22 protein-coding genes are annotated in these 24,359 nt (G+C 35.8%); 18 read left to right on the forward strand and 4 right to left on the reverse strand.

The genetic code is table 11. The features are described from left to right. The first annotated feature begins 43 nt into the window (after positions 1-43). The 3 genes from C7N65_RS08970 to C7N65_RS08980 all read left to right on the forward strand — a co-directional run bounded on the left by C7N65_RS08970 (position 44) and on the right by C7N65_RS08980 (position 2,997). A complete protein-coding gene (locus C7N65_RS08970; protein ID WP_105994140.1) occupies positions 44-943 on the forward strand; it encodes an ATP-binding cassette domain-containing protein in 900 nt (299 codons plus the stop codon). A 1-nt stretch (position 944) separates the two neighbouring features. Then, positions 945-2,537, forward strand: coding sequence for an ABC transporter permease (locus C7N65_RS08975; protein ID WP_105994141.1), 1,593 nt, complete (start codon positions 945-947; stop codon positions 2,535-2,537). Positions 2,538-2,646: 109 nt separating this feature from the next. After that, positions 2,647-2,997 (forward strand): zinc ribbon domain-containing protein YjdM, encoded by a 351-nt coding sequence (locus C7N65_RS08980; protein ID WP_105994142.1) that lies wholly within the window; start codon positions 2,647-2,649, stop codon positions 2,995-2,997. A 61-nt stretch (positions 2,998-3,058) separates the two neighbouring features. Here the strand turns inward: C7N65_RS08980 and C7N65_RS08985 are convergent, their stop codons facing one another. Then, positions 3,059-3,310 (reverse strand): hypothetical protein, encoded by a 252-nt coding sequence (locus C7N65_RS08985; protein WP_105994143.1) that lies wholly within the window; start codon positions 3,308-3,310, stop codon positions 3,059-3,061. Positions 3,311-3,494: 184 nt separating this feature from the next. Here C7N65_RS08985 and dhaK point away from each other — a divergent pair, with 184 nt between their 5' ends. The 13 genes from dhaK (at position 3,495) to C7N65_RS09050 (ending at position 21,286) form a co-directional block, all read left to right on the forward strand. Next, entirely contained in the window at positions 3,495-4,460 is a 966-nt protein-coding gene (gene dhaK, locus C7N65_RS08990; RefSeq protein ID WP_105994144.1) for a dihydroxyacetone kinase subunit DhaK, read from the forward strand. Positions 4,461-4,478: 18 nt separating this feature from the next. Continuing rightward, entirely contained in the window at positions 4,479-5,057 is a 579-nt protein-coding gene (gene dhaL / locus C7N65_RS08995; RefSeq protein ID WP_105994145.1) for a dihydroxyacetone kinase subunit DhaL, read from the forward strand. A gap of 4 nt (positions 5,058-5,061) precedes the next feature. Continuing rightward, positions 5,062-5,424, forward strand: coding sequence for a dihydroxyacetone kinase phosphoryl donor subunit DhaM (gene dhaM, locus C7N65_RS09000; RefSeq protein ID WP_105994146.1), 363 nt, complete (start codon positions 5,062-5,064; stop codon positions 5,422-5,424). Positions 5,425-5,696: 272 nt separating this feature from the next. After that, a complete protein-coding gene (locus C7N65_RS09005) occupies positions 5,697-6,413 on the forward strand; it encodes a D-ribitol-5-phosphate cytidylyltransferase (RefSeq protein ID WP_105994147.1) in 717 nt (238 codons plus the stop codon). Then, positions 6,406-7,431 (forward strand): zinc-binding dehydrogenase, encoded by a 1,026-nt coding sequence (locus C7N65_RS09010; protein WP_105994148.1) that lies wholly within the window; start codon positions 6,406-6,408, stop codon positions 7,429-7,431. Before C7N65_RS09005 ends, C7N65_RS09010 begins: the two co-directional genes overlap by 8 nt. A 239-nt stretch (positions 7,432-7,670) precedes the next feature. Further along, positions 7,671-9,353 carry a CDP-glycerol glycerophosphotransferase family protein gene (locus C7N65_RS09015; protein WP_105994149.1) on the forward strand — a complete coding sequence of 561 codons (1,683 nt, stop codon included), beginning with the start codon at positions 7,671-7,673 and terminating at the stop codon, positions 9,351-9,353. Positions 9,354-9,378: 25 nt separating this feature from the next. Continuing rightward, complete coding sequence (locus C7N65_RS09020) at positions 9,379-11,106, forward strand: glycosyltransferase (protein WP_105994150.1); 1,728 nt, start codon at positions 9,379-9,381, stop codon at positions 11,104-11,106. 240 nt (positions 11,107-11,346) lie between these two features. Continuing rightward, positions 11,347-13,845: a CDP-glycerol glycerophosphotransferase family protein gene (locus C7N65_RS09025; RefSeq protein ID WP_105994191.1), complete on the forward strand. Its 2,499-nt coding sequence runs from the start codon at positions 11,347-11,349 to the stop codon at positions 13,843-13,845. 243 nt (positions 13,846-14,088) lie between these two features. Next, the gene (locus tag C7N65_RS09030) at positions 14,089-15,189 is read left to right on the forward strand and encodes an acyltransferase family protein (protein WP_105994151.1); all 1,101 of its coding nucleotides are present in this window, start codon (positions 14,089-14,091) and stop codon (positions 15,187-15,189) included. Positions 15,190-15,713: 524 nt separating this feature from the next. Next, positions 15,714-17,039, forward strand: coding sequence for an APC family permease (locus C7N65_RS09035; RefSeq protein WP_105994152.1), 1,326 nt, complete (start codon positions 15,714-15,716; stop codon positions 17,037-17,039). Between the two features lie 160 nt (positions 17,040-17,199). Next, on the forward strand, positions 17,200-18,132 hold the full coding sequence (locus tag C7N65_RS09040) for a ketopantoate reductase family protein (protein ID WP_105994153.1): 933 nt from the start codon (positions 17,200-17,202) through the stop codon (positions 18,130-18,132). A gap of 207 nt (positions 18,133-18,339) precedes the next feature. Next, positions 18,340-19,827, forward strand: coding sequence for an aldehyde dehydrogenase family protein (locus C7N65_RS09045; RefSeq protein ID WP_105994154.1), 1,488 nt, complete (start codon positions 18,340-18,342; stop codon positions 19,825-19,827). Positions 19,828-20,140: 313 nt separating this feature from the next. After that, entirely contained in the window at positions 20,141-21,286 is a 1,146-nt protein-coding gene (locus C7N65_RS09050) for a glycosyltransferase family 2 protein (RefSeq protein ID WP_105994155.1), read from the forward strand. 57 nt (positions 21,287-21,343) lie between these two features. Here C7N65_RS09050 and C7N65_RS09055 read toward each other — a convergent pair whose 3' ends face one another. The 3 genes from C7N65_RS09055 to C7N65_RS09065 all read right to left on the reverse strand — a co-directional run bounded on the left by C7N65_RS09055 (position 21,344) and on the right by C7N65_RS09065 (position 22,281). Next, on the reverse strand, positions 21,344-21,601 hold the full coding sequence (locus C7N65_RS09055; protein WP_105994156.1) for a hypothetical protein: 258 nt from the start codon (positions 21,599-21,601) through the stop codon (positions 21,344-21,346). 15 nt (positions 21,602-21,616) lie between these two features. After that, positions 21,617-21,913, reverse strand: a complete 297-nt coding sequence (locus C7N65_RS09060) for a hypothetical protein (RefSeq protein ID WP_105994157.1) — start codon at positions 21,911-21,913, stop codon at positions 21,617-21,619. A 110-nt stretch (positions 21,914-22,023) separates the two neighbouring features. Further along, positions 22,024-22,281, reverse strand: coding sequence for a hypothetical protein (locus tag C7N65_RS09065; RefSeq protein ID WP_105994158.1), 258 nt, complete (start codon positions 22,279-22,281; stop codon positions 22,024-22,026). A gap of 166 nt (positions 22,282-22,447) precedes the next feature. Between C7N65_RS09065 and C7N65_RS09070 the strand changes: the two genes are divergently transcribed. Both C7N65_RS09070 and C7N65_RS09075 read left to right on the forward strand, forming a co-directional pair. After that, the gene (locus C7N65_RS09070) at positions 22,448-23,188 is read left to right on the forward strand and encodes an ABC transporter ATP-binding protein (protein ID WP_105994159.1); all 741 of its coding nucleotides are present in this window, start codon (positions 22,448-22,450) and stop codon (positions 23,186-23,188) included. Beyond that, on the forward strand, positions 23,178-24,293 hold the full coding sequence (locus C7N65_RS09075; RefSeq protein ID WP_105994160.1) for an ABC transporter permease: 1,116 nt from the start codon (positions 23,178-23,180) through the stop codon (positions 24,291-24,293). The genes C7N65_RS09070 and C7N65_RS09075 overlap by 11 nt, the downstream gene beginning before the upstream one ends. Positions 24,294-24,359 lie beyond the last annotated feature (66 nt).

Raw genomic sequence — 24,359 nt, forward strand, 5'->3', positions numbered from 1 at the left:
TTATTGAAATCGCTTTAAAAAAGAAAATCGGCAGGTGATTCTGATGTCATATGTAGTAGAGATAGAAGATTTAACAAAACGTTTTGGGAAGTTTGAAGCATTATCGCATTTGAATATGACGCTACATGAAGGAGAAATCTTTGGCTTTATCGGACCGAACGGTGCAGGTAAATCAACAACGATTAAAACAATGTTAGGTATGCTGAAACCAAGTCAAGGCAGTGTGCAGCTCTTTGGTCAAGATGCATTTAAAAAGCCGGTCGCAATTCATGAACGTATTGCATATGTACCCGGTGATGTGAATTTATGGCCGAACTTGACTGGCGGAGAAGTAATCGACTTTCTATTGAGTCTTCAAAAGCAAGTTGATCATGAACGCAAACAAGCATTGATAAAAGATTTCGAATTAGATGTACGCAAAAAATGCGGTGCCTATTCAAAAGGAAATCGACAAAAAGTAGCACTAGTTGCGGCGTTGAGTATGGAAGCGGACTTGTATATTTTCGATGAGCCGACATCTGGACTGGATCCATTGATGGAAAGAATTTTCCAATCACATGTAAAAGCGTGTAAAGCACGCGGCAAGACAGTCTTATTATCCAGTCATATCTTGTCAGAGGTTGAACAGCTGTGCGACAGAGTCGGTATTATACGAAAAGGCGAATTAGTAGAAGTCGGTACTCTGGATGAAATGCGCCATTTAACACGTATGCGTTATACCGTTGAAACAGATGACACACTTACACAGCTAGAGGCACAAGAGGGCATTCATGATGTAAGTGCACAACAAGGTGTCTATCGCTTCCAAGTAGATGCTGATAAAACAGCGGATGTGCTTCAATATTTAAGCCGCTTTAATATTAAGAAATTAGAAAGCCAGCCGCCGACATTAGAAGACTTGTTTATGCGTCATTACGGAGAAAGCCTTAAAGAAGGTGAGTAACATGAAACAAGCGACATATCACACATTCAAACTTATGAAGTTTTATTTGAAGCGCAATCGATGGAAAACGGCTTTTTGGCTGCTGGGTTTGATTGTTTTAACTTTGATTATTCCGCAATCATTTGCGAATTTATATCCGAATGAGAAGGAATTGATTCCTGTATTTGAAATGTTTAAAAGCCCTGCGATGGAAGCGATGTTAGGCCAAGCGCATTTGAGCCAAGTCAATCTTGCGACCATGTTCGGTTATGAAATGCAGCTGTTTACATTAATTTTAGTCGGCATAATGAATATCTTATTTGTGTCGAAAGATACGAGAGGCGACGAAGAGGACGGGCGTTTAGAACTATTAAGTGCTTTGCCGATTGGACGCCATGCAGTGATTTTAAGTACAGTATTCCAACAAGTCTTGATTAATGCTGTATTAGGCTGTGTCATCGCAATAGGACTGATGTTTACTGGTATTGATCATTTTACAGCTGAAGGTGCTTGGCTTTACGGCTTATCTTTAACTGCATCCGGTTTTATGCTGGGCATGATGACATTAGTTATCGCTCAGCTGGCTTCAACGTATAGCCAAACGATGGGGATCAGTATGGGCTTATTATTAATCATGTATTTGCTTCGTGCTGTTGGAGATGTATCTCTGTCTTGGTTATCTGATGTTGTGCCGCTTGGATGGATTTTGCAAACTGCTGTCTACAGCGAGAACAATTGGTGGCCGGTTTATGCATTGTTGGGATTGGCCGCAGCGTTATGTGTATTAGCATTTGTCTTGAATAGTCAGCGTGATGCCCAAGCAGGCTTGCTGCCTGAACGTAAAGGACATGCACATGCATCATCATTATTGAAGTCACCTTTAGGGCTTCAACTGCGCTTGCAGCGTACAGGGTTGATTGTCTGGAGTATCGGTATGCTGGTCTTAGGATTGTCTTATGGCTCAGTCTTTGGCGACTTGGAAAGTTTCTTTAAGACAAATCCGATGCTGCAGCGTATGCTGACAGGTAAAGGAGATAACTATGCCGAACAATTTGTGCCGATTTTAATGGCAATTATGGGGATGGTATCTACGATACCAGTCTTAATGGCCGTATTTAAAATCCGAAAAGCAATGCGCTTAAGCCATACAGAAATTGTATTGTCGCATGCAGTTTCACGCGTACACTATGTGATGAGTTTTATTTGGATTGGGCTGTTCAATAGTATTGCGATGATCAGCTTTGCTGCGTTAGGTATGTACGTTGGTGCAGCATCCAGTATGAAGACACCGATTGCTTTCGATAAGATTATGTATGCAGGCTGGGTCTTTATACCTGCTATCTTAATATTCTTAGGGTTAGCTGTGTTGGTTATCGGTTGGATTGAAAAGACAAGTTTATTAGTGTATTTGTATTTAGGTTATACCTTCTTCGTCATTTATCTTGGACAACTGCTCAATGTGAAACAGTGGATGAAAGATTTAACACCTTTTGGCCATGTGCCGCGTTTGCCGATTGCGGATATGGATTGGGCGGCAACGTTGATGATGCTGGTTATCGGATTGCTGCTGATTGTATTCGGAGTCATTGGATTCAAACGCAAAGATATTGGCTGATTATCTAAGTTATAGTCAATCCAAATCTATCTGATTCTATTAAAGGATATATCTTTTTAGTGAGAAATATGTTAGATTAAGAGGGCTATTACTGATCATGGAGGAGAAAATGGAACAAACATTACCTAATTGCCCGAGCTGCGGTTCGGAATATACGTATTTAGATGGTGCGTTATTTGTATGTCCGATGTGCGGACATGAATGGACACAAGATTCAGTGGAAGAAGCAGAGGAAGCTTTGAAAGTCCGAGATGCCAACGGACAAGAATTGCAAGATGGAGACACGGTCACAGTCATTAAAGACTTGAAAGTAAAAGGCGCTTCAAATGTAATCAAACAAGGAACTAAAGTAAAAGGTATCCGCTTAGTGGATCCTGATGATGGGCTTGATATCGATTGTAAAATTCCAGGATTCGGCCAAATCGGTTTGAAATCCATTTACGTGAAGAAAATTAAATAACAGTATTAAAAAAAGGCAACCTTTTATTCATTTTATATGAACAAGAGGTTGTCCTTTTTGTTTACATTGTTTCAAGTTTTTGACGTTTTAAAATCGTGCTGACAATATCGCTGGCTATACTGATTATTAATAATGCAATGAGCCATGATATTTGAGCCGTACTATTCAAGTGGAAACCAGCACTAAAACCGTCGGCATGCGAATGGAAATAAAAATTGAATGCAATCAGTGCAATCATAGCGATAAAACTGACAATCGTTATGATATCCGCAATACGTTTGGCAACAGGGTGTCGAATCGCATAATGTTGCATTGTGATGCACCTCCGATTGATACAAAATTTAAATTTTGTCTTATTTGTAATATAACATGAATACTAAAAGATGAAAACGAGACATTAACTTCTTATTACATGAATAATAATACTTCAAACTATATAATAGAAGTGTATACATGAAATTAAAGAAAGTATCTTTACATTAAAGGGGTTGTGTAAGATGAAGAAATTAATTCAAGATAAAACGACAATACTTTCAGATATGCTGGAAGGTTTCGCATTATCAAACGCAGACAATGAAGTGATTTCAGAAACAGTAGTAGTACGTAAAGATAAAAAACAAAAAGGTGTGGCTTTGGTATCAGGCGGCGGCAGCGGTCATGAACCGGCACATGCAGGCTATGTCGCAGAGGGTATGCTTGATGCGGCAGTATGCGGAGAAATCTTTACTTCTCCGACACCAGATAAAATCTTAGATGCGATTAAAGCAGTAGATAACGGCGATGGTGTCTTGCTGATTATTAAAAACTATGCTGGAGATGTCATGAACTTTGAAATGGCACAAGAAATGGCTGAAATGGAAGACATTAAAGTCAATAAAGTGATTGTACGCGATGATATCGCTGTAGAAGATCATGATATGCGCCGCGGTGTCGCAGGTACTGTCTTTGTGCACAAATATGCAGGCTATTTAGCTGAGCAAGGGGAAGATTTAGATACCATTGTTAAGAAAACAGAACAGCTGCTTTCAGACATGCGCACAATCGGTATGGCTTTAACACCGCCGATGGTACCTTCTACAGGCAAATACGGCTTTGATTTAGAAGAAGGGGATATGGAAATCGGTATCGGTATTCATGGCGAACGCGGATTAAAAAGAGAAGCGGTACAACCGATTACAACAATTGTGACGGAATTAGTGCAAGCTCTCCAACAAGAAATCCAATCATCTGAAGTGATTGTGATGGTAAATGGTATGGGCGGTACACCGTTATCTGAATTAAATGTTACTGCGAAATATGTGAATGAAGTGCTTGCGGATCATGATATTGCGGTCAAAGATTGGTTTGTCGGAGACTATATGACTTCATTAGATATGCAAGGCTTCTCATTAACGCTGCTTGAAAGTAATGATGAGCGCTTAGCCGCATTACAAGCACCGACAAAAAGCCGCTATTTCGGATAAACACAAGGAGGATTTTTTATGAATGCAGAAACGCTGAAACAGCGCTTAATACAATTAAAAGAAACATTCCAAGAAAGAGAAGATTCACTGACTGAGCTAGACCGAGCTATCGGCGACGGCGACCATGGTGTCAATATGGTCAGAGGATTTAATGCGCTGCCTGATGCTTTGGAAGACAAAACAACGGTTCAAGATATACTTAAAACAACAGGTATGACATTAATGTCTAAGATCGGAGGGGCATCTGGTCCTTTATACGGCTTTAGTTTCGTTAAAATGGCTCAAGTTGCACAAGATGAAATTACTGAAGACAATTTACCGGAATTATTAAAAGCATTTTCTGAAGCAGTACATCAAAGAGGTAAAGTCGAGTTAGATGAGAAGACCATGTACGATGTCATCGAAAGAGCGAGACAAGCTGTTGAAGCAGGCGAAAAAGTCGATATTGCTTACTTGCAGACATTAGCAGACAACACATTAGATTTGGTCGCAAAAAAAGGACGCGCAGCCTACTTCAAAGAAGCATCAAGAGGCTATACGGATCCAGGTGCACAAAGCAGTGTATATATTTTAAATGCATTGATAGGAGATGAATAAGTAAATGACAACGCTTATTGTAGTCAGTCATAGCGAAGAAATCGCAAACGGCATCAAAAAGTTAATCGGTCAAATGGCTGATGGTGTACAAGTTATTCCAGTAGGCGGAAGCGATGGGACTATCGGAACATCCTTCGAACCCATACAACAAGCAATAGAAGGTTTAAAAGACGACGCAATTTGTTTCTTTGATTTAGGCTCAGCCGAAATGAATTTAGATATGGCCATCGAAATGTATGAAGGCGCATATCGTGTAGAAAAAGTAGAAGCACCTATCGTTGAAGGCAGTTTCCTAGCCAGTGTCAACATCTCAACAGGCCTAGCATTTGAAGAAGTCATCGAAGCAGTAGAAAATGAATATTGTTAAACGCAAGCGGCGCATTTGTGGAGAACAGGTGCGTCGTTATTTTTTGTTGTTTGAGGTAGAGTTTCATACTTCAATATTGTAAAGAGAAACCCTCCAATTTCCTCGATTAAAAACTTTAAAGTGTCTCTGAAATTAGGTATAATTTTTAAGTAGTATATCAATTTTAAAGAGCGGTGTATAATCTTTTAAAAAATATACATATAACTTTGATTTTTTATACATAGGTAAACTTTGAAAATTGAAAGCTGAATAAAAAATTGGAGTGGTATTAAATGATTTATGCAGGAATATTAGCTGGTGGAATCGGTTCAAGAATGGGGAATGTTCCTTTGCCGAAACAGTTTTTAGATTTAGATGGAAAGCCAATTATTATTCATACGGTAGAAAAGTTTTTACTTGTAAATGATTTTGATGAAATTATTATCGCTACACCAACAAAGTGGGTCTCTCATATCAAGGATATTTTGAACAAATACGGCTTGAATCATGAAAAAATCCAAGTCGTCAGCGGTGGTTCAGATCGTAATGAAACTATCATGAATATTATCAATTATATTGAAGAAACAAAAGGAGTAGACCAAGAGGATGTTATTGTCACTCATGATGCTGTCAGACCATTTTTAACTTATAGAATTATTAAAGAAAATATCGACTATGCTCTAAAATATGGAGCAGTTGATACAGTAATTCCTGCTACAGATACGATAGTAACTTCAAAAGATAATAATTCGATAGAGTCAATACCGGTAAGAAGCGAAATGTATCAAGGACAAACACCTCAATCATTTAATATTGAACTATTGCGTTCAAGCTATAATGCTTTGTCGCCTGAGCGTAAACAAGTACTTACTGATGCTTGCAAAATATTAGTTGAATCGGATAAGCAAGTAAAACTTGTCAAAGGAGAATTATACAATATTAAAATCACTACCCCATATGATCTTAAAGTTGCAAACTCAATAATCAAAGGGGGAATCAACGGTGATTAATCAAGTTTATCAGTTAGTATCTCCCAGACAAATTGAAGTATCTTATAATAATGAAAGTATTATAAGCGACAAAGTCGTAATTAGACCATTATATCTGAGTATTTGTGCAGCTGACCAACGTTATTATACCGGTACACGAGATGAAAAAGTAATGTCTAAAAAATTACCAATGGCACTTACTCATGAGGGTGTCGGAGAAGTAGTGTTTGATCATAGCGGCAAGTTTGAAAAAGGCTCGTATGTAGTTATGGTACCTAATACACCTTCGGAAAAAGATGATGTTATTTCGGAAAATTATTTACCTAGCAGCAAGTTTCGATCTAGCGGATTTGATGGTTTTATGCAAGATTATATTTTTATGGATCATGACAGAGTCGTAGCTTTAGATAGAAATATGGACCTAAGTGTATTATCTTATACTGAACTGGTAACTGTAAGCTTACATTCAATCCATCGATTCCAAAAGAAATCTATTAGTAATAGAGATAGTTTTGGAATTTGGGGTGATGGTAATCTTGGATATATCACTGCAGCTTTATTACGAAAATTGTATCCTGAATCAAAAATATATGTGTTCGGTAAAACTTCGTTTAAACTAAGTCATTTTTCATTTGCGGATGAAACATTTTATATAAATGAAATACCAGAAGGTCTTACTTTTGATCATGCTTTTGAATGTGTTGGAGGAAGAGGCAGTGAAAAAGCAATCAATCAGATTATTGATTTAATTTCTCCAGAAGGTAGTATAGCCTTATTAGGAGTAAGTGAATATGGTGTAGAAGTGAATACAAGAAAAGTATTAGAGAAGGGCATTACTCTAATTGGGAGCAGCCGAAGCGGTGCAAAAGATTTTGAGGATGTTGTGAATTTATATAGAAAATATCCCGATTTAATAGATAAACTCTCACTGTTGAAAGGTAATGAAATAGAAGTCAAAACAATTAATGATGCGATTAAAGCATTTGAATTAGATCTGTCAACTTCATGGGGAAAAACAGTAATGAAATGGATTATGTAAAATGCAGTTATAAAATATTAAACGCATATTAAAAAGGTCTGTCTTTTATTTTCGGAATATTTCGATAAATATCGAAGTGATTATTAGAAATAAGCAAAGATTTTTAATTGAATGAAATAACCTTAAAAATTTTAGGTATAAAGGCGAGTCATTAAAAGATTTGTTACAAACATTGAATCTGAAAGGGGTCGTACAGTTAATAAAACTAAAGTAAATACTACTTGGAGGAGAAAATAAAATTGAATAATACATCTATTGTGATAGAACAACTCAGCTGGGAAAGAGTTCAATTTTTTGTAGAAGGTCGTATAGAAAACGGAAAATTTAATCATCCTAAATTCGTTTTGAGAAATTTAACTGAAACTAAAGTATTAGAAGCAAATGAAGTTACTTTGCATGGGAATCAATTTAAATGCCGATTCAATATTGCAATCCTAGACGATGGTAATTATCTGCCGGAAGACCAATATTTACTGGTGATGTATCAAGAACATGAGGTTGTAGCTAAAATATCCCCAAAATATTTAGAGATTAATAACTATCAACTTTCAAAGGAAGAATGGAAAGAATATGAGGCGTTAAGCACTAAAAATGATAAGTACAATTACATGCTTTCATTTTATAAAAAAATATTTCATAAAGGCGGCAGCTCTAACAATATTTATTACGAAATTAAACCAGCCATTTCTAGAGAAGTGAATGAATTTGTATTTAATGTTGAATTCAAGCACTCTAATACTAAACTCACAGGGATTAAGAAATTAGTAAATAATATAAGACTGGCCTATCGTAAAATATCATTTAACGTTCGTAACACCTCATTCAAAGCAATTTTCAAGTTAGGTAAATGTTTGCATATACGAAAAGGCAACCAAGTGCTTTTTACATCTGATTCAAGATCGAATATGTCAGGTAACTTTAAATTTATTTATGATGAAATGCTTCGACAAAACCTAGACAAGAAATATAAAATCCATCAGATTTTCAAACGACATATTACTGATAGAAGAAATATAATCGATAAATTCAAATTCCCATTTTTGCTAGGAAAAGCAGACTATATCTTGATTGATGACTACCATCCATTAATTTACACTGTAGATTTTAAAAAGACACAAGAACTCATACAGGTTTGGCATGCGGTAGGTGCTTTTAAAACTGTAGGATTCAGCAGAACTGGTAAACAAGGTGGCCCATTTTTCGATTCAGTAGCACATCGAAATTATACAAAGGCGATTGTATCGTCAGATCATGATATCCCATTTTATGGTGAAGCCTTTGGTATTAAAGAGGAATATATATTACCAACTGGTATTCCTCGAACAGATATATTTTTCGATGATGATTATAAAAATAAAGTGATTAACAAAATGCAAAATGAATTACCTATAAAGAATAAAACAGTAATCCTTTTTGCGCCAACATTCAGAGGAAATGGACACCATACGGCACACTATCCTTTCTTTAAAATTGATTTTGAAAGATTAGCTAACTATTGTGAAGAAAACAATTCAGTTGTGCTATTTAAAATGCATCCATTCGTTAAAAACAAACTAAATATTCCTAAAGCATATCAAAAGTATCTCATTGATATTTCATACATCAGGGAAGTCAATGATGTGCTGTTTATTACTGATATTTTAATCAGTGACTATTCTTCCTTAATTTACGAGTATGCGACATTTAAAAAGCCAATGCTTTTTTATGCATTTGATTTAGAAGATTATATTGCAACACGTGACTTTTATGAACCATATGAATCTTTTGTGCCAGGTAAAATTGTTAAAACATTTGATGACTTATTAAGTGCTTTAGAAAACAATGACTTTGAACAAGAAAAAGTAGAACCATTTTTGAATAAGCATTTTAAATATACTGATGGACAATCAAGTAAGAGGGTTGTTGAAAGAATATTTAAGTAAAACATAAGGGAGGTAGTGAGAAAATATGAAGTTTACAATTGCAGTACCAAGCTATAATTCAGAAAAGTATATTGGAGAGCTATTAGAATCGTTGGTTAAACAAACTTATAATCATAAAGATTTTGAAGTGATTTTAGTAGATGACTGTTCAACTGATAATACACTTAAAATTGCAAGCTCTTATAAATCTAAACTCAATATGAATATTCAAAAGTTAGATGAAAATTCAGGAGGACCGGGTAAGCCGAGAAATGAAGCTATTAAATTAGCAACAGGAGAATATATATTTTTCCTGGACTCAGATGATTATATTTCACCAAACACTTTAGAAAATGTAGAAGCATTTATAAATGAATATCCAGCAGATACAATACTGGTTAAAATGAAAGGGGTCAATGGGCGCGGTGTTCCGCAATCGATGTTCAAGGAAACAAGCGGCAAACAAGACCTTGTCGGTACACGCATTATTTATACGTTAAGTCCAACAAAATTTTTCAAAACAGATATGCTTAAAAATAATGATATTTATTTCCCAGAAAATATAAAAAGTGCTGAAGATCAATTATTTACCATGAAAGCGTATTTAAAATCTGAAAATATTTCAGTGTTAGCTGACCAACCTTATTATTACGCTACAAAAAGAGAAGGAGAACATATGAGTTCTGCTTATGTACATCCTGAAGACTTTTACTATGTAATGTCTATGATTGTCAAAGAAATTTTAGATTCTAATAGAGAAGATAAACTTGATATTTTAAAAATATTTATTGAAAGACATTTTGAATTTTCAAGAACCAAAAACTTCTCTCTTAAAATTAATGATGATCAAATTAAAGATTGGATGAATGCATTTGGGAAGTTTGCAGATTTAATACCTGAAGAAATTTACGATAAAGTTGCACCTTCATTAGTACCATTAATTACGTATGCTAAGAAAAGAAATTTTAAAATATACAAAACTATTGAAAAGTCATATGTAGATTGTAAATTTAAAGATCTAAAAATAGAAGAAGGTAAAATCTTTGTTCAATTTATTAATGATGGCGAATATTATGAAGTAACTGACTTGCATAAACCAATTATTAAAATGATAGGGTTTGTAATAGAAAAGAATAGGGCTATTATCGATATTGATCTTGAAAAAGTACTCTTTAATCCTAATAATGCAGTGTCAAAAGTTTGCATGAAATTAGTATCTAGGAATAAGAAAGGATTAATGTATTTTCCAGCAAAACTAAACAATGGTAAAGTATTTAGATTTGAAATTAACATAGATGATTTTGTCTTTTTTGGAAAGAAAGAGAAAATATGGGATTTCTTCTTTGAAATAAGTAGTCAGGGTTTTAGTATCGAAAAAAGAATCGGTAATAAAAGAAATAAGTATATTTATGAAAAGGAAACAAGTACTATAGGGCTATGTAGTAATAAGTATTACAGAGTAACACCATATTTTACTAAGGATTTCGATAATATTTCCTTCTATATAACAGAGTTAGATATGAAAAAAGAGTTTAATATGAAATATAAAAACTCTAAGAAAATTGAAATATCATCAAACAATTTTAATTATATATTAGATGAAGGACCTGTAGTATTAAGTGTGAAAGATGAAAAAGTTTGCGGTATTTTACAAGCAAATTATGAGGGAAGTACACCGAAAAGCTATGATTTATTATTGTTAGGAAAAATCAAGCGAAGATGGTTGCGTCAAGGAATAAATTTAAAGGGAAGTTATAAGAATTTAATAATGTAAGTGATTACTATATTTAAAAGAAGCTGAACTCAGCTTCTTTTTTATAATTGAATGTAAATGCTTTCAATAAGTGTTATAATTTTATGAAAGAAACTATGATTTAAGTGAAATTTAAGATGTATTATTAAATTTAATGTATTTTCAAAAAAACATGAGGGTTTAATATTTTACATATGTTTTTAGATATCAAGTCAAATGTTTTCGATGATATGAACATAAAGAGAGATAGAGGTGTTTTCATTGAATAAAATCAGTGGGTTTATACTTAATCAAGCGAAAAGGAAATATAAGTTTATTGAGCAGCCGGTAAGGTCAAAATTGAAAAGCAAATATGTGGCAAAAACAACAAGATATGCCAATTTCTATAAGAAGAATGAAGTGAAGGATTATCAAGTGTTGTATCAAGCTAGAGATGGCAAGAGTATGACAGATAGTCCTTATGCAGTATTCAAGTATTTACTTCAAGATAAGCAATATAAAAAGCTTGAGCATATTTGGGTCGTAGATTCACAGAAGAAACAAAAAGAGTATGCGAAAAAATTTAAATCATTAAAGCATGTCCGTTTTATTGTTAAGGAAAGTGATGATTATTTAGAGGCACTGACAACTGCTAAATATATTATTAACAATTCAACGTTTCCTGCTTACTTTACGAAAAAGCCGAATCAAGTATATGTAAATACATGGCATGGGACACCGATTAAAGCAATGGGGCTTGATGTAGAAGATAATTTAGTCGGTTCTCAAAATATCATTAAGAACTTCTTGAGTTCGGATATATTAATCAGTCCTAATCCGCATACGACGGAAGTATTCAAAAGAGCGTTCAGTCTAAAAGGGTTATATAACGGAGATTTGGCTGAGATCGGTTATCCGCGTATTGACTTAACATTGAATAGTGATAAAAAAGCGGTACATAAACGATTGAAACAAAGCGGTTTGAAGCTTAAGAAGAAAAAGACGTTATTATTCGCACCTACTTGGCGTGGTACTAATGTGAATCAACCAGAAGACAGTGTCGCAGATGTTTATGAAATGGTACAGCAGCTTGAAAAACAAACAGATTATCAAGTGATTGTGAAAGTACATCCGTTTGTATATAAAACAGCCTTGAAATATAAAGAATTGAAGCCGTATTTAGTACCGGATGCTTTTGATACGAATGAATTACTGGGTGCAGTAGATTTACTAGTTACCGATTACTCTAGTATTTTCTTTGATTATTTAGTTACAGATCAGCCGATTGTCTTTTATGCGCCAGACTATGAAGACTATCACAGTGATCGTGGTTTATATATTGAGACTGATTTATTACCAGGCCCTTCTGTTTATAATGTGGAAGATTTAGTATCTGCGGTGAATGCGGCAGAAGATAACGAAGCGGTATATCGCGACAAGTATGCGCGCTTTAAATCTCTTTATGTTCCATATGAAGATGGAAAGGTCACACAACGTTTAGTTGAAAAGATGTTCCAGCCGATTACTAGCAATCAAATCAATAACAAAAAGAAAATATTAATGTATCCAGGCGGAATGAAGAATAATGGTATTACGACTTCAGCGATAAATCTGCTTGAGAACATTGATTACAATGTCTACGACGTGACGATCTTTTTAAATAATACGAAAAATCCTGAAATCATCAGCAACTTAAAAGAAGTGAATGAGAATGTTCGTATTATTTTACGAAAAGGGCCTTTATTAGCAACTACGCTAGAGAAGTACAGAGATACCTTTGTGAAGAACAGAGGGGTTAAGTCCGTGCTGGAAGAAGCGGTTTATCCTGATGAGGCATTTGAACGCGAGTTCAGAAAAATCTTCGGTATTTCAGAGTTTGATGATGTGATTGATTTCAGCGGATACTCTATGTTCTGGTCTAAGATTTTATTAGCCACAAACTCAAAGAGAAAGCTGATTTATTTGCACAGTGATATTAAGAGCGATATGAATCGTACAGTAAATGGTGTTCGTCCGCATTATCAAAATTTAAAAGGTGTCATCAGTCTTTACAATCGCTTTGATTATTTAGTGAGTGTATCTGAAGAGACAAGTCGTATTAATAAAGCAAACTTAGCTACATCTAAAACTAAAGATAAATTTACTTCAGCGATGAATACCATTAATTTGACACGCATTAATCAATTAAAAGATGAAGCAACAGACTTCTTTATGCATAAAGGACAAAAGGTCTTAGCTTATTTAAATAAGGGCGAAATTGCGAGTGTGCCGTTTAATGAGGAAGACTTTAAAGTGATGGCAATGGGACGCTTATCTCCTGAGAAAGGCTTCGATATTTTAATTGAAGGTTTTGCGGATGTGGTAAAAGAAAATCCAAATGCGAAGCTTTATATTTTAGGTGACGGACCTTTGCGCGGCCAATTGGAAAAGCTGATTGCCAAATTAGATTTAGAAGCGCATGTGTTCTTAGTCGGGCAAAAACGCAATCCATTCAATATTATGAACCAATGTGACTTATTTGCGTTAACATCGCATTATGAAGGGCAATCTATGGTCTTGCTTGAAGCGTTGACAATCGGTGTGCATACATTAGCTTCTAACATTCCGGCTAACCGATATGTATTGAGATACGGTGATTTTGGAATGCTGACGGAGAATACACCGACAGCTGTAGGTGAAAGTATAAAGAGCTTTATGAATGGTCAAATCCCGCCATATGAAACGTTTAAAGGTCAAAAACACAATGAAATTGCACTGCAAGAATTATATGATTTACTATAAAATTTTCTAAAAGGTTTGTACGTGAGTGCAAGCCTTTTTTTATGTGCTTTTAAAATAGAGGAGAACTTAATAATATTGCGATTTATATTGCGGAAACTTTGATTTTTACATACAATAAAGAGGATTATGTACATTTGTATAGAAGTAAGCACCTTTTAAATATTTCATTAGAGATATTTAAGGGCTTTTTTATGTGCTGAAATAAGAAAATGTCTAAAAAATTTGTGTGAAGGAGTCGTCAAAGTGAAGAAAAAAATAGAACTGACTTATGCACGGACCATTTTCTGTGTGATTATTGTAATTGTGCATGTGATGACAGGCTTTATCAATGATCCGCATATTTCTGAATTTCAAAAGAAAGCCGTCAGTTATTCACAAGTGATTTTGTTAAGTGCAACACCATGTTTCATCATGCTATCTGAGATGCTGCTGGGCATGCGCTACTCTAATTACATACCCAAGAACTTTTTGACCAAACGTATCAAGTTTATTTTAGTGCCTTATCTTTGTTTTGCATTATTTGTCATCTTTGAAATTTATTTTGACCCGAGCAAGCATTTCACACTGAAATATTTGTTGATTAACATATTGCTGGAAGGAAAATTCTTCGGATGGTTTGTGTTGGTTATTTTCCAATTCTTTGTTTTGCACATGTTGTTTTACAAAGTTCTAAACAAGATGAAGCCCTTACTGCCGATAGTGATATCGCTGATTATCAGTTTTACGCATGCAGTACTAATGTATTACAGTACAGCGTATTTGCATTTTTGGGATCAGTTTTATCCGCCGTATAATCGTACGATTATTTTAAACTGGCTCTTTTATTTTGTTGTCGGCTTTTATTTAGGAAAGTACTACGATACAGTGATGGCCTATGTTAAAGCTAAAATTTGGTATGTTGTTTTAATACTAGTACTCAGCGCGTTAGTGATTGCGTTTGACTTCTTCTATTTAGAAATTAAATTAAACGAGTCGAATCGTGCAGACTTATTTATCTTTACAGTCGCATTTTTCTTGCTTGTGGTTGCCTTATCTAAAATGTTAGGACGCTTCCACTTAACAGCGTTTTATATGATCAGCGAGATATCGTTTTTCATTTACTTGTCGCATCAAATTATTGTAGAACATATTTCAAGAGGTTTAGCATCATTTGTTAAATATCCAGTGCTTTTCTTCCCTCTGACTACTATTTTTACGTTAGGCTTTTGTGTGGGACTTGCGATTGTCATGTCTTTCTTCCCTTATATCCGAATCATTGTCGGAAGAAATACCTTATATCCAATGGTATTGAATAACTATGCGGTGAAAGAAGAAAAAGCTGCGACATTAGAAAATAAAATATAACTGAAAATGAAGGTATCCAATGGCTTGTGCAGCAGAGGGTGCCTTCATTTTATATGTGTGAAATAAAAATTTTTGTGATTAATATGTCGTGATAAGTGGAAATACAACCTGTGTAAGAAATTTGAAAAGCCGTCAATTTTAAAAGGAGATGCAAAAATAACAAATAAAATGGATGGCGATATAGTATTAAGATGTTAATGATATGTGATTGAAATAGGTTTAAACATATTGTTATTGCCGATTATACAGGCGTACGTTAAACTGTAAAAGAATGCGTTGTTCACACATTATAGAAGGGGAAAAAGTAACCAGAGACAAATAGGAGTTATTTTTCAGTATAACAGCGAATTCAACGGGGTTAGTAAAATGAGCGGCTGTGTAACACAACAGATGGTATCGATCTTATTTCATCGGATAGAAGTTGTGCGAGCGGTCTTTTGTTTTTGCTGCGACATACTGTCTTAATAATGTAAGGCGTCTCTCTAGTTGCTTATCATGTATGAGTAAATGGAGGATAGATAGAAATGAGTAATCAGAATGAGCTAAAACGAAATTTAGGTTTCTTCTCAGCGATTTCTATAGTAATGGGAACTGTCATAGGCGCAGGCGTCTTCTTCAAAGTTTCCAGTGTAGCCGAAGCGACAGGCTCAACAAGTATGGCAATGTTTGTATGGCTGCTGGGTGGTTTGGTGACCATTTGTGCAGGCTTAACGGCAGCTGAATTAGCAGCCGCAATCCCAGAAACAGGCGGACTTATCAAATACATCGAGTATACTTACGGCAACTTCTGGGGTTATTTATCAGGCTGGGCGCAAGCATTTATTTATTTCCCGGCCAATATTGCAGCGTTAGCAATCGTCTTTGCGACACAATTTGTAAACTTGTTTGATATGAAAGACAGTTTAATTGTTCCTGTCGCAATGTTGACGGCGTTATCGATTTATTTCATTAACTGCTTAGGTTCAAAGGCTGGCGGAATGCTTCAGTCTATTACGCTCGTGATCAAATTGATTCCGATTATCTTGATTGTAGCCGTAGGCTTCTTCCAAGATACGACAGTTGAATTCTCACTCTTCCCGATTGATTCAGGTCAGCATCAAGGCTTCTTTACAGCGTTAGGTGCAGGCTTGCTTGCAACAATGTTCGCATATGACGGCTGGATGCACGTCGGAACTATTGCAGGAGAGTTGAAGAATCCTAAACGCGACTTGCCGGGTGCGATTACAATCGGACTAGGGGCAGTAATGGTTGTTTATCTATTAATCAACGCTGTCTTCTTAATGACATTGCCGGTATCAGAAATCAGCGGCAACTTAAACGCCGCAAGTGAAGCATCAAGAATGATCTTCGGTGATGGCGGAGGCAAGATTGTCACAATCGGTATTATGGTATCAGTTTATGGTGCACTTAACGGTTATTTAATGACAGGTATGCGTGTACCGTATGCAATGGCTGAACGTAATGGATTGCCGTTCAAAAACTTCTTCTTAAAATTAACACCAGGCCAAGCACCCTGGGCCAGTGGTTTAGTACAATTAATTATTGCTTATATTATGATGTCATTAGGTGCGTTCGATACAATTACGAATATGTTGATTTTCGTAATCTGGACATTCTACACAATGGCATTCGTGGCAGTCATTCTGTTGAGAAGAAGAGAACCTGAAATGGAACGTCCATACAAAGTACCGCTTTATCCGATTGTGCCTTTAATCGCAATTGTTTCCGGTATCTTTGTTTTAATCAATACATTGTTCACACAAACATTACTTGCGATAATCGGTATTGTGATTACATTATTAGGTATTCCAATCTATTATTATACGAAGAAGAAAGAACAAAATAACTAATAATTAGTAAAGTTAAGCCGGCATTTAGCCGGCTTATTTTTAACTTGTAGTTGTCATAAAATTCTAACAAAACAAAATGATTGTGCTAGAATGTAAATGAACACCATTAGATTCGATAGCACTACTTCTATCGAAATAACAAAATAAGGAGCAGATTCAAATGAAAATTGCAGTTGCCGGAGCAGGCGCTATGGGTGGCCGTGTAGGGACACAAATTCAACAAGCAGGTTATGATGTTACATTTATCGATGATTGGAAACCACATGTAGAAGCTGTTCAAAAAAATGGCTTTGAAATTCAAACAGAAACAGATACGTATACTGTAGATGCCAATATGATTACACCTGATGATGTTGAACATTCATATGATTTAGTGATTATTTTAACGAAAGCGATGCATTCTATTGAAATGTTAACGCAATTAAAAGAAAAAGGTGCCATTACAAAAGATACAGCAGTCTTAACAATGATGAACGGTTTAGGACATGATGAACGCTTTTCAAAAGTAGTACCGCCAGAACAAATCTACCTTGCAGTAACAATGTGGACTGCCGGATTAAGAGGACCGGGTCAATTGTTATTAGAAGGTACAGGTACAATTGATTTCCAACGTATCGACGGCAAAGAAAGCGAACGTACACATGAAATCAATAAAGTCTTTGAAGATGCAGGTTTGAATCCTAAAATCAGTCAGCAAGTCATGCAGTCAGTATGGTATAAAGCAGCGTTGAACTGTGTGTTGAATCCGCTTTGTACAATCTTAGATAAAAATCTGATCGAGTTTGCGCAATACAAAGCATCAAGAGAAATGGTGCAACTTGTTGTAAGTGAAATTGTTGCGGTCGCAAAAGCCAAAGGTATTGAACTTGATAACGATACAATTATCCATAAAATCGAAGGGGCTTATCCAGCTGATAAACAAGGTTTGCATCATCCGTCTATGCATCAAGATTTATACAGCGGCCGTCTTACAGAGGTAGATTACCTTAATGGCCAAATCGAAGCTTATGGCGAACAAGTCGGTATTCCGACACCAACAAATGCGATGTTGAAACATCTTGTGCATCAATTAGAATTAACACATGTTAAATAATCTGATTGACACTTTTAAACTCTGCTGTTTTGGCAGAGTTTTTCGCTGTATTTCAGTTTGTAAGCACATTATATGACGAACATATTTAGTTATGTGATAATTAAAATACAACGAAAAACGAATTACCTACGGTTTTAACAAGGTGAATGTCTTATTTCTATCGCCTTGAGCTATAAATCAATCAACTTTATGAGGAGGATTTCAATCATGAGTGTAAATGTTAGAGATTATATCCAAGACAGTTATGATTTATTTATTAATGGTGATTTTGTACCAAGTGATTCAGGAAGTACAATTGAAGTATCCAATCCAGCAACAGGGGAAGTATTAACAAAAGTTGCGAAAGCATCTGAAAAAGATGTAGATAAAGCAGTAAAAGCTGCACAAACAGCTTTTGACAGCTGGAGTAAAACACCAAAAGAAGAACGTGTGAAATTATTGCGTCAAATCGCAGATAAATTACGCGAACAAAAAGATCGTTTCGCAATGATTGAAACATTAAACAACGGTAAACCAATCCGTGAAACATCAACAATTGATATTCCATTAGCAGCACGCCACTTCGAATACTTCGCAAGTGTCATCGATACAGATGAAGGAACAGTCAATGATATGAGCGAGGATGTCATGAGTATTGTACGTCATGAACCTATCGGTGTTGTAGGCGCAGTAGTTGCATGGAACTTCCCAATGTTATTAGCAGCATGGAAGTTAGCACCAGCACTTGCGGCAGGTAATACAGTGGTCATTCAACCATCATCTTCTACACCGCTCAGCTTAATTGAATTAGCTAAAATCTTCCAAGAAGTATTACCAAACGGCGTTGTCAACGTCTTAACAGGTAAAGGTTCTGAATCTGGTAATGCGATCTTTAACCATGAAGGTGTCGACAAATTATCATTCACTGGTTCAACAGATGTCGGTTATCAAGTTGCGGATGCAGCAGCAAAACGTCTTGTTCCTGCAACATTAGAACTTGGCGGTAAATCAGCCAACATTATTTTAGATGATGCAAACTTAGATGTTGCTGTTGAAGGTATCCAATTAGGTATCTTATTCAACCAAGGCGAAGTCTGCAGTGCAGGTTCAAGATTACTTGTACAAGAAGGCATTTATGATAAATTAATGGATCGTCTTAAAGATGCGTTCGCACGTATTAAAGTCGGCGACCCATTAGATGAAAATATCCAAATGGGTTCTCAAACAGGTAAAGCTCAAATGGATAAAATCCAAAGCTATGTAGATTATGCAAAAGAATCAGGTGCTGAAATCTTAGTCGGCGGCAACCGTAAAACAGAAGGCGAATTAGCGAACGGCTACTTCTTTGAACCGACTATTATTGCTGTAGACAATAACGATAACAAATTAGCACAAGAAGAAATCTTCGGACCTGTTTTAACTGTAATTAAAGTAAAAGACGAAGAAGAAGCAATTCAAATTGCGAACGACTCAGAATATGGTCTTGCAGGCGGTGTATTCACAGAAAACATCAACCGTGCATTAAAAGTTGCGCGTGCAGTAAGAACAGGTCGTATGTGGGTTAACACTTACAACCAAGTACCTGAAGGCGCACCATTCGGCGGCTATAAAAAATCAGGTATCGGCCGTGAAACTTACAAAGCAGCCATCCAAAACTATCAACAAGTTAAAAATATCTATATCGATACAAGCAACCAAACAAAAGGCTTATATTAAGAGCCGATCATTCTTTAAAAAGGTAGCTTTTCAGCCCAAAGGTAAACGGTACAGCCCTTGCCTTCGGGCTTTTTTTTATGCTTTTCTTGCTTTGTTCTAAGTCTATTATTTCAATGAGATTAATAATGTTTAGTTTCTGTAAAAATGTAAGGTTTTATTAGAAAAAACCTAGAGCTATCACGTATAATGTGAATCAAAATCATAGATATGCAAGAGATGTTTAAATTTAATGTTCGAAAGCGGGTATAGTATGAAATAACCCAAAATGATGTATATTAAGTGGCGACATTTTAAAATAGAACGGAGCTATAGAATGGTTAAAGTAAGAATGTTAATCCCATGTTTTAATGAGGAAGATGTTATCAATTACACATACAAAGAACTAAGAAAAGTATTAGACCAAGATTCTAAAGCGAAACATTACGATTACGATTTGCTCTTTGTGGATGACGGCAGTAAAGATCGTACGATTGAAATGGTGAAAGATTATAGTAAGTATGATTCACATGTAAAATATATCGAATTCAGCCGAAACTTCGGCAAAGAAGCAGCAATGTATGCTGGTTTGGAACAAAGCCAAGATGTAGATGCGGTCATTATTTTAGACGGTGATTTACAGCACCCGCCTGAATTGATTCCGCAAATGATTGAAAAGTATTTAGAAAATGGTACAGACCAGGTTATCGCAAAACGTAATAGAGAAGGCGAGAAAGCGATGCGCAAATTGATGACGCATTGCTATTATAAATTGATTAACCGCTTTGTCGATGTACCGATTGAAGACGGTGTCGGCGATTTCCGCTTGCTTAGCCAGCGTGTTGTCAAAACATTGGCTGAGTTAGATGAAACACAGCGCTTTTCTAAAGGATTATTCTCTTGGGTCGGTTATAAAACCGAAACAATTGAATATGAAAACCAAGAGCGTATTGCAGGGGATTCTAAGTGGTCATTCTTTAAACTATTGGATTACGGCGTAGACGGTATTATTTCATTTAACAATAAGCCGCTGCGTACGATTATGTATTTCGGTATTGGTATCTTTGGTATCAGTATCATTTATCTGTTAATCAACTTCTTGTTAATCCTATTTAACGGCATTAAAGCGCCAGGTTACTTCACAACTATTTTTGCGATTCTATTCTTAGGCAGTATTCAATTAATTTCACTCGGTGTTATGGGAGAATATATCGGACGTATTTATTATGAAGTGAAGAACCGTCCGAAATATCTTCAGCAAGATTCTAATCTAAATGAAGCATCAGAAGAAAAGAAACGCAGAGAACATTTCTATGCGGTCAACAGCAGAGATAAACGTCATCGCAATATTGAACCGCTGCATCACGCAATGGCTAAACCAGAAGAGCCGGTATCCTATAAAACGAATTTGCAAGAGCGTGAACAAAGAGAAGCAGATGAAAAGACAGAACAAGCACATAGAATAAAACAAATGAATTTTTAAAGATTTGATAAACAAAGGAGAAGCCATACAGTGTATGTGTCGCTTCTCCTTTGTTTTTTAGGCTGTTTCATCATGTGAACGGTCGGATTTATAACCTTGGTACACGATAAAGAATTCGCCTAATACGATTAAAATGATTGTTGAAGAAAGTGATGAGAGATGGGCAAAGTAAAAGCCGATCATCACAATTAAATAAATGACAGGAACGATGAATTTCCAATTGCCTCCAAGTTTGGATGCGACCAGCTTTTGTAAAATGACCGCAATGATCAGTGTCAGAATCGGAATAACCCAGTGCATAACATTTTCTGTCATATTTAAGATGCTCCTTTATTTAAAATTTGATTTCTCGCTATGTTCTTTCTTCTTAGCCAAAGCTTTGGTTTGTTTATTACGCTTGAGTTGCTGTTCTAAACCAAAAAGCTGCAAGGCACCTATTACTGAAAAAATGATAAATGTAGAAAATGTAATGATTTTTGTTAAAAGCAAGACCAGCATAATTATCAAGAAGAGAATAGGGATCAAAAACTTATACTTTTTGTTGGTATGCTGGATAATATAATTCTGTGAAAAGAATGCCGCTAGGTACAATACAACAACACCTACAAGACTAAACGCAAGACGCATGATGCTACCCTCCCTTACCACTTTTACTATGATTATCGTATCATAATTCAAAAGACAGCCAGAAATGCATAAAAAAACATACCCAATTTGATTGGATATGTTGAAGAGATTTAGCGTTGAAAGCCTTTAAACCCTTTGACTGTACCGTCTGATAAGTTATATACAAAGAAACCACTGACAATAATAAAGAGTATAAAGAATGGAATATTCAATACATTTGTGATAAACAGGCCTGTCATTAATAAGACTGCAATGACTGGAACGATTAAGTTAAAGTCGCCTTTAATGCGTTTCATTAACGTTGCTTCAGCACCGATAACAATCGCAAAAATGATAAGTGAAACAATCCAACTTAAAACTGGAGACATGGATACATCCTCCTTTCATAATGTGCTTTAACACTTACATTCATTGTAAAGCCAGATTATAGGTTAAGCAAATCAATCAGATTTTAATACAAAGCACATAAGCATTTCGTTTATGCACAAATCTATTATAATGAAGGTAAGAGATGCAAAGTGAAGAAATGAGGGGATGCAATTGGATAAGGTTGTTGCACAGTTAGCGCATGCACATAAAGCTTTTGGTAAACAAACAGTACTTGAAGATATATCGATTGCTTTAAAGAAAGGTCAAATTATGGGACTAATCGGTCCAAGCGGATCAGGTAAAACGACCGCAATTAAATGCTGGATGGGGATGGAAGCTTTAGATAAAGGGAAAGCTGAAATCTATGACCAGCCTATGCCGAATCGAAAGGTATTAAGCCATGTCGGTTATATGGGACAGACTCTTGCTCTTTATGAAAATTTAAGCGCAAAAGAGAATTTAGTATTCTTTGGGAATCTGAAAGGTTTGTCAGGACAAAAGCTCAATGATGAAATCAAGCGCTATATGCAACTGGTGGATTTAGAAGATAAATTGACGCAAATTGTCCATCAATTTTCAGGCGGTATGAAACGCAGACTGTCATTAGCAGTCACATTATTAGGGCATCCGGATTTGTTGATTTTAGACGAGCCGACTGTAGGGATTGATCCGAGTCTGCGTCAAAAAATCTGGCATGAGTTGCGCCAACTCGCAAAACAAGGTCAAACCATACTAATGACTACACATGTTATGGATGAAGCGGAACGATGCGACCAAGTCGGATTGATAGTGGATGGAGAAATCTTTGCCTTAGGTTCTCCAAATGACTTGAAACAAAAGTTTAATGCACAAAGTATCGAAGAAGTGTTCTTAAAAGCAGAGGAGGCGAAAGGACATGAGATTTAAAGCGATATTAAAACGTGTTATTACTGACTTAGTACGTGATAAAAGAACATTGGCACTGATGTTTCTTGTCCCTTTAGTCATCCTTACGATAATGTTCTTCTTGTTTAACAGCGATAACGAAGAACAATTAGAAATTGGTTTTGCGAAAGACGTACCGCATGAGCTTGTTAATGCTTTGCCTGATGATAAAGCACATACACATACGTACCAAAAGACCAACAAGGTACAAGATATAATCGAACAACATCAATTAGATGCGTATGTTGAGAAGAAAGATGATGAGCTAGTAGTTACTTACACCAATGAAAACCCAAGTAAAACGTCAGCTGTAAAACAACTACTCGCAAGTGCGCTTCAAAAAGAGAAGATGCAGACAGTCGAACATCAAATGAAATCTATCCAAACAAAAATGGCTCAAATGCCTGGAGACAAGCCTAAACAATCAACATCACAATCAGAGACACCGTCATTAAAAGCACATTATTTATACGGTGATCAAGACAGCAGTTATTTTGATAAAATGTTCCCAATCTTAATGGGATTCTTTGTATTCTTATTTGTCTTCTTGATTTCAGGTATTGCTTTATTAAGAGAGCGTACTTCAGGAACATTAGAACGTATCCTTGCGACATCTGTTAAGCGCAGCGAGATTGTCTTTGGATATCTCGCAGGCTATGGTATCTTTGCGGTCGTGCAAACATTGATTATTGTCTTATTCTCGATTTACTTATTGAAAGTCGAGATGGCAGGCAATTTATTATGGGTACTGCTGATTAATATACTTATCGCCTTCGCCGCATTATCTATGGGATTATTTATATCTACATTTGCGAATTCAGAATTTCAAATGCTGCAATTCATTCCGATAATTGTAGTTCCGCAAGTATTATTCTCGGGTATTATTCCGCTTGATAATGTAAATCGCTTTATCGCAAGCATCGGATATTTATTCCCATTACGTTATGCAGGAGATGCGTTAACTAAAATCATGATTAAAGCACAAGGTATCGGAGACTTCTGGTTTGATGTGGTAATGTTGCTGTTGTTTATTCTCGTCTTTACGACACTGAACATTGTAGGATTAAAACGCTATAGAAAAGTATAAGATAAATCAGGTCTGCCTCTTTGATAGGGGGCAGGCCTTTTTTATGATTCTCATTAATTTGTGGTC

Source organism: Staphylococcus simulans, assembly GCF_002994445.1.
In the GTDB taxonomy this organism is placed as follows: domain Bacteria; phylum Bacillota; class Bacilli; order Staphylococcales; family Staphylococcaceae; genus Staphylococcus; species Staphylococcus simulans_B.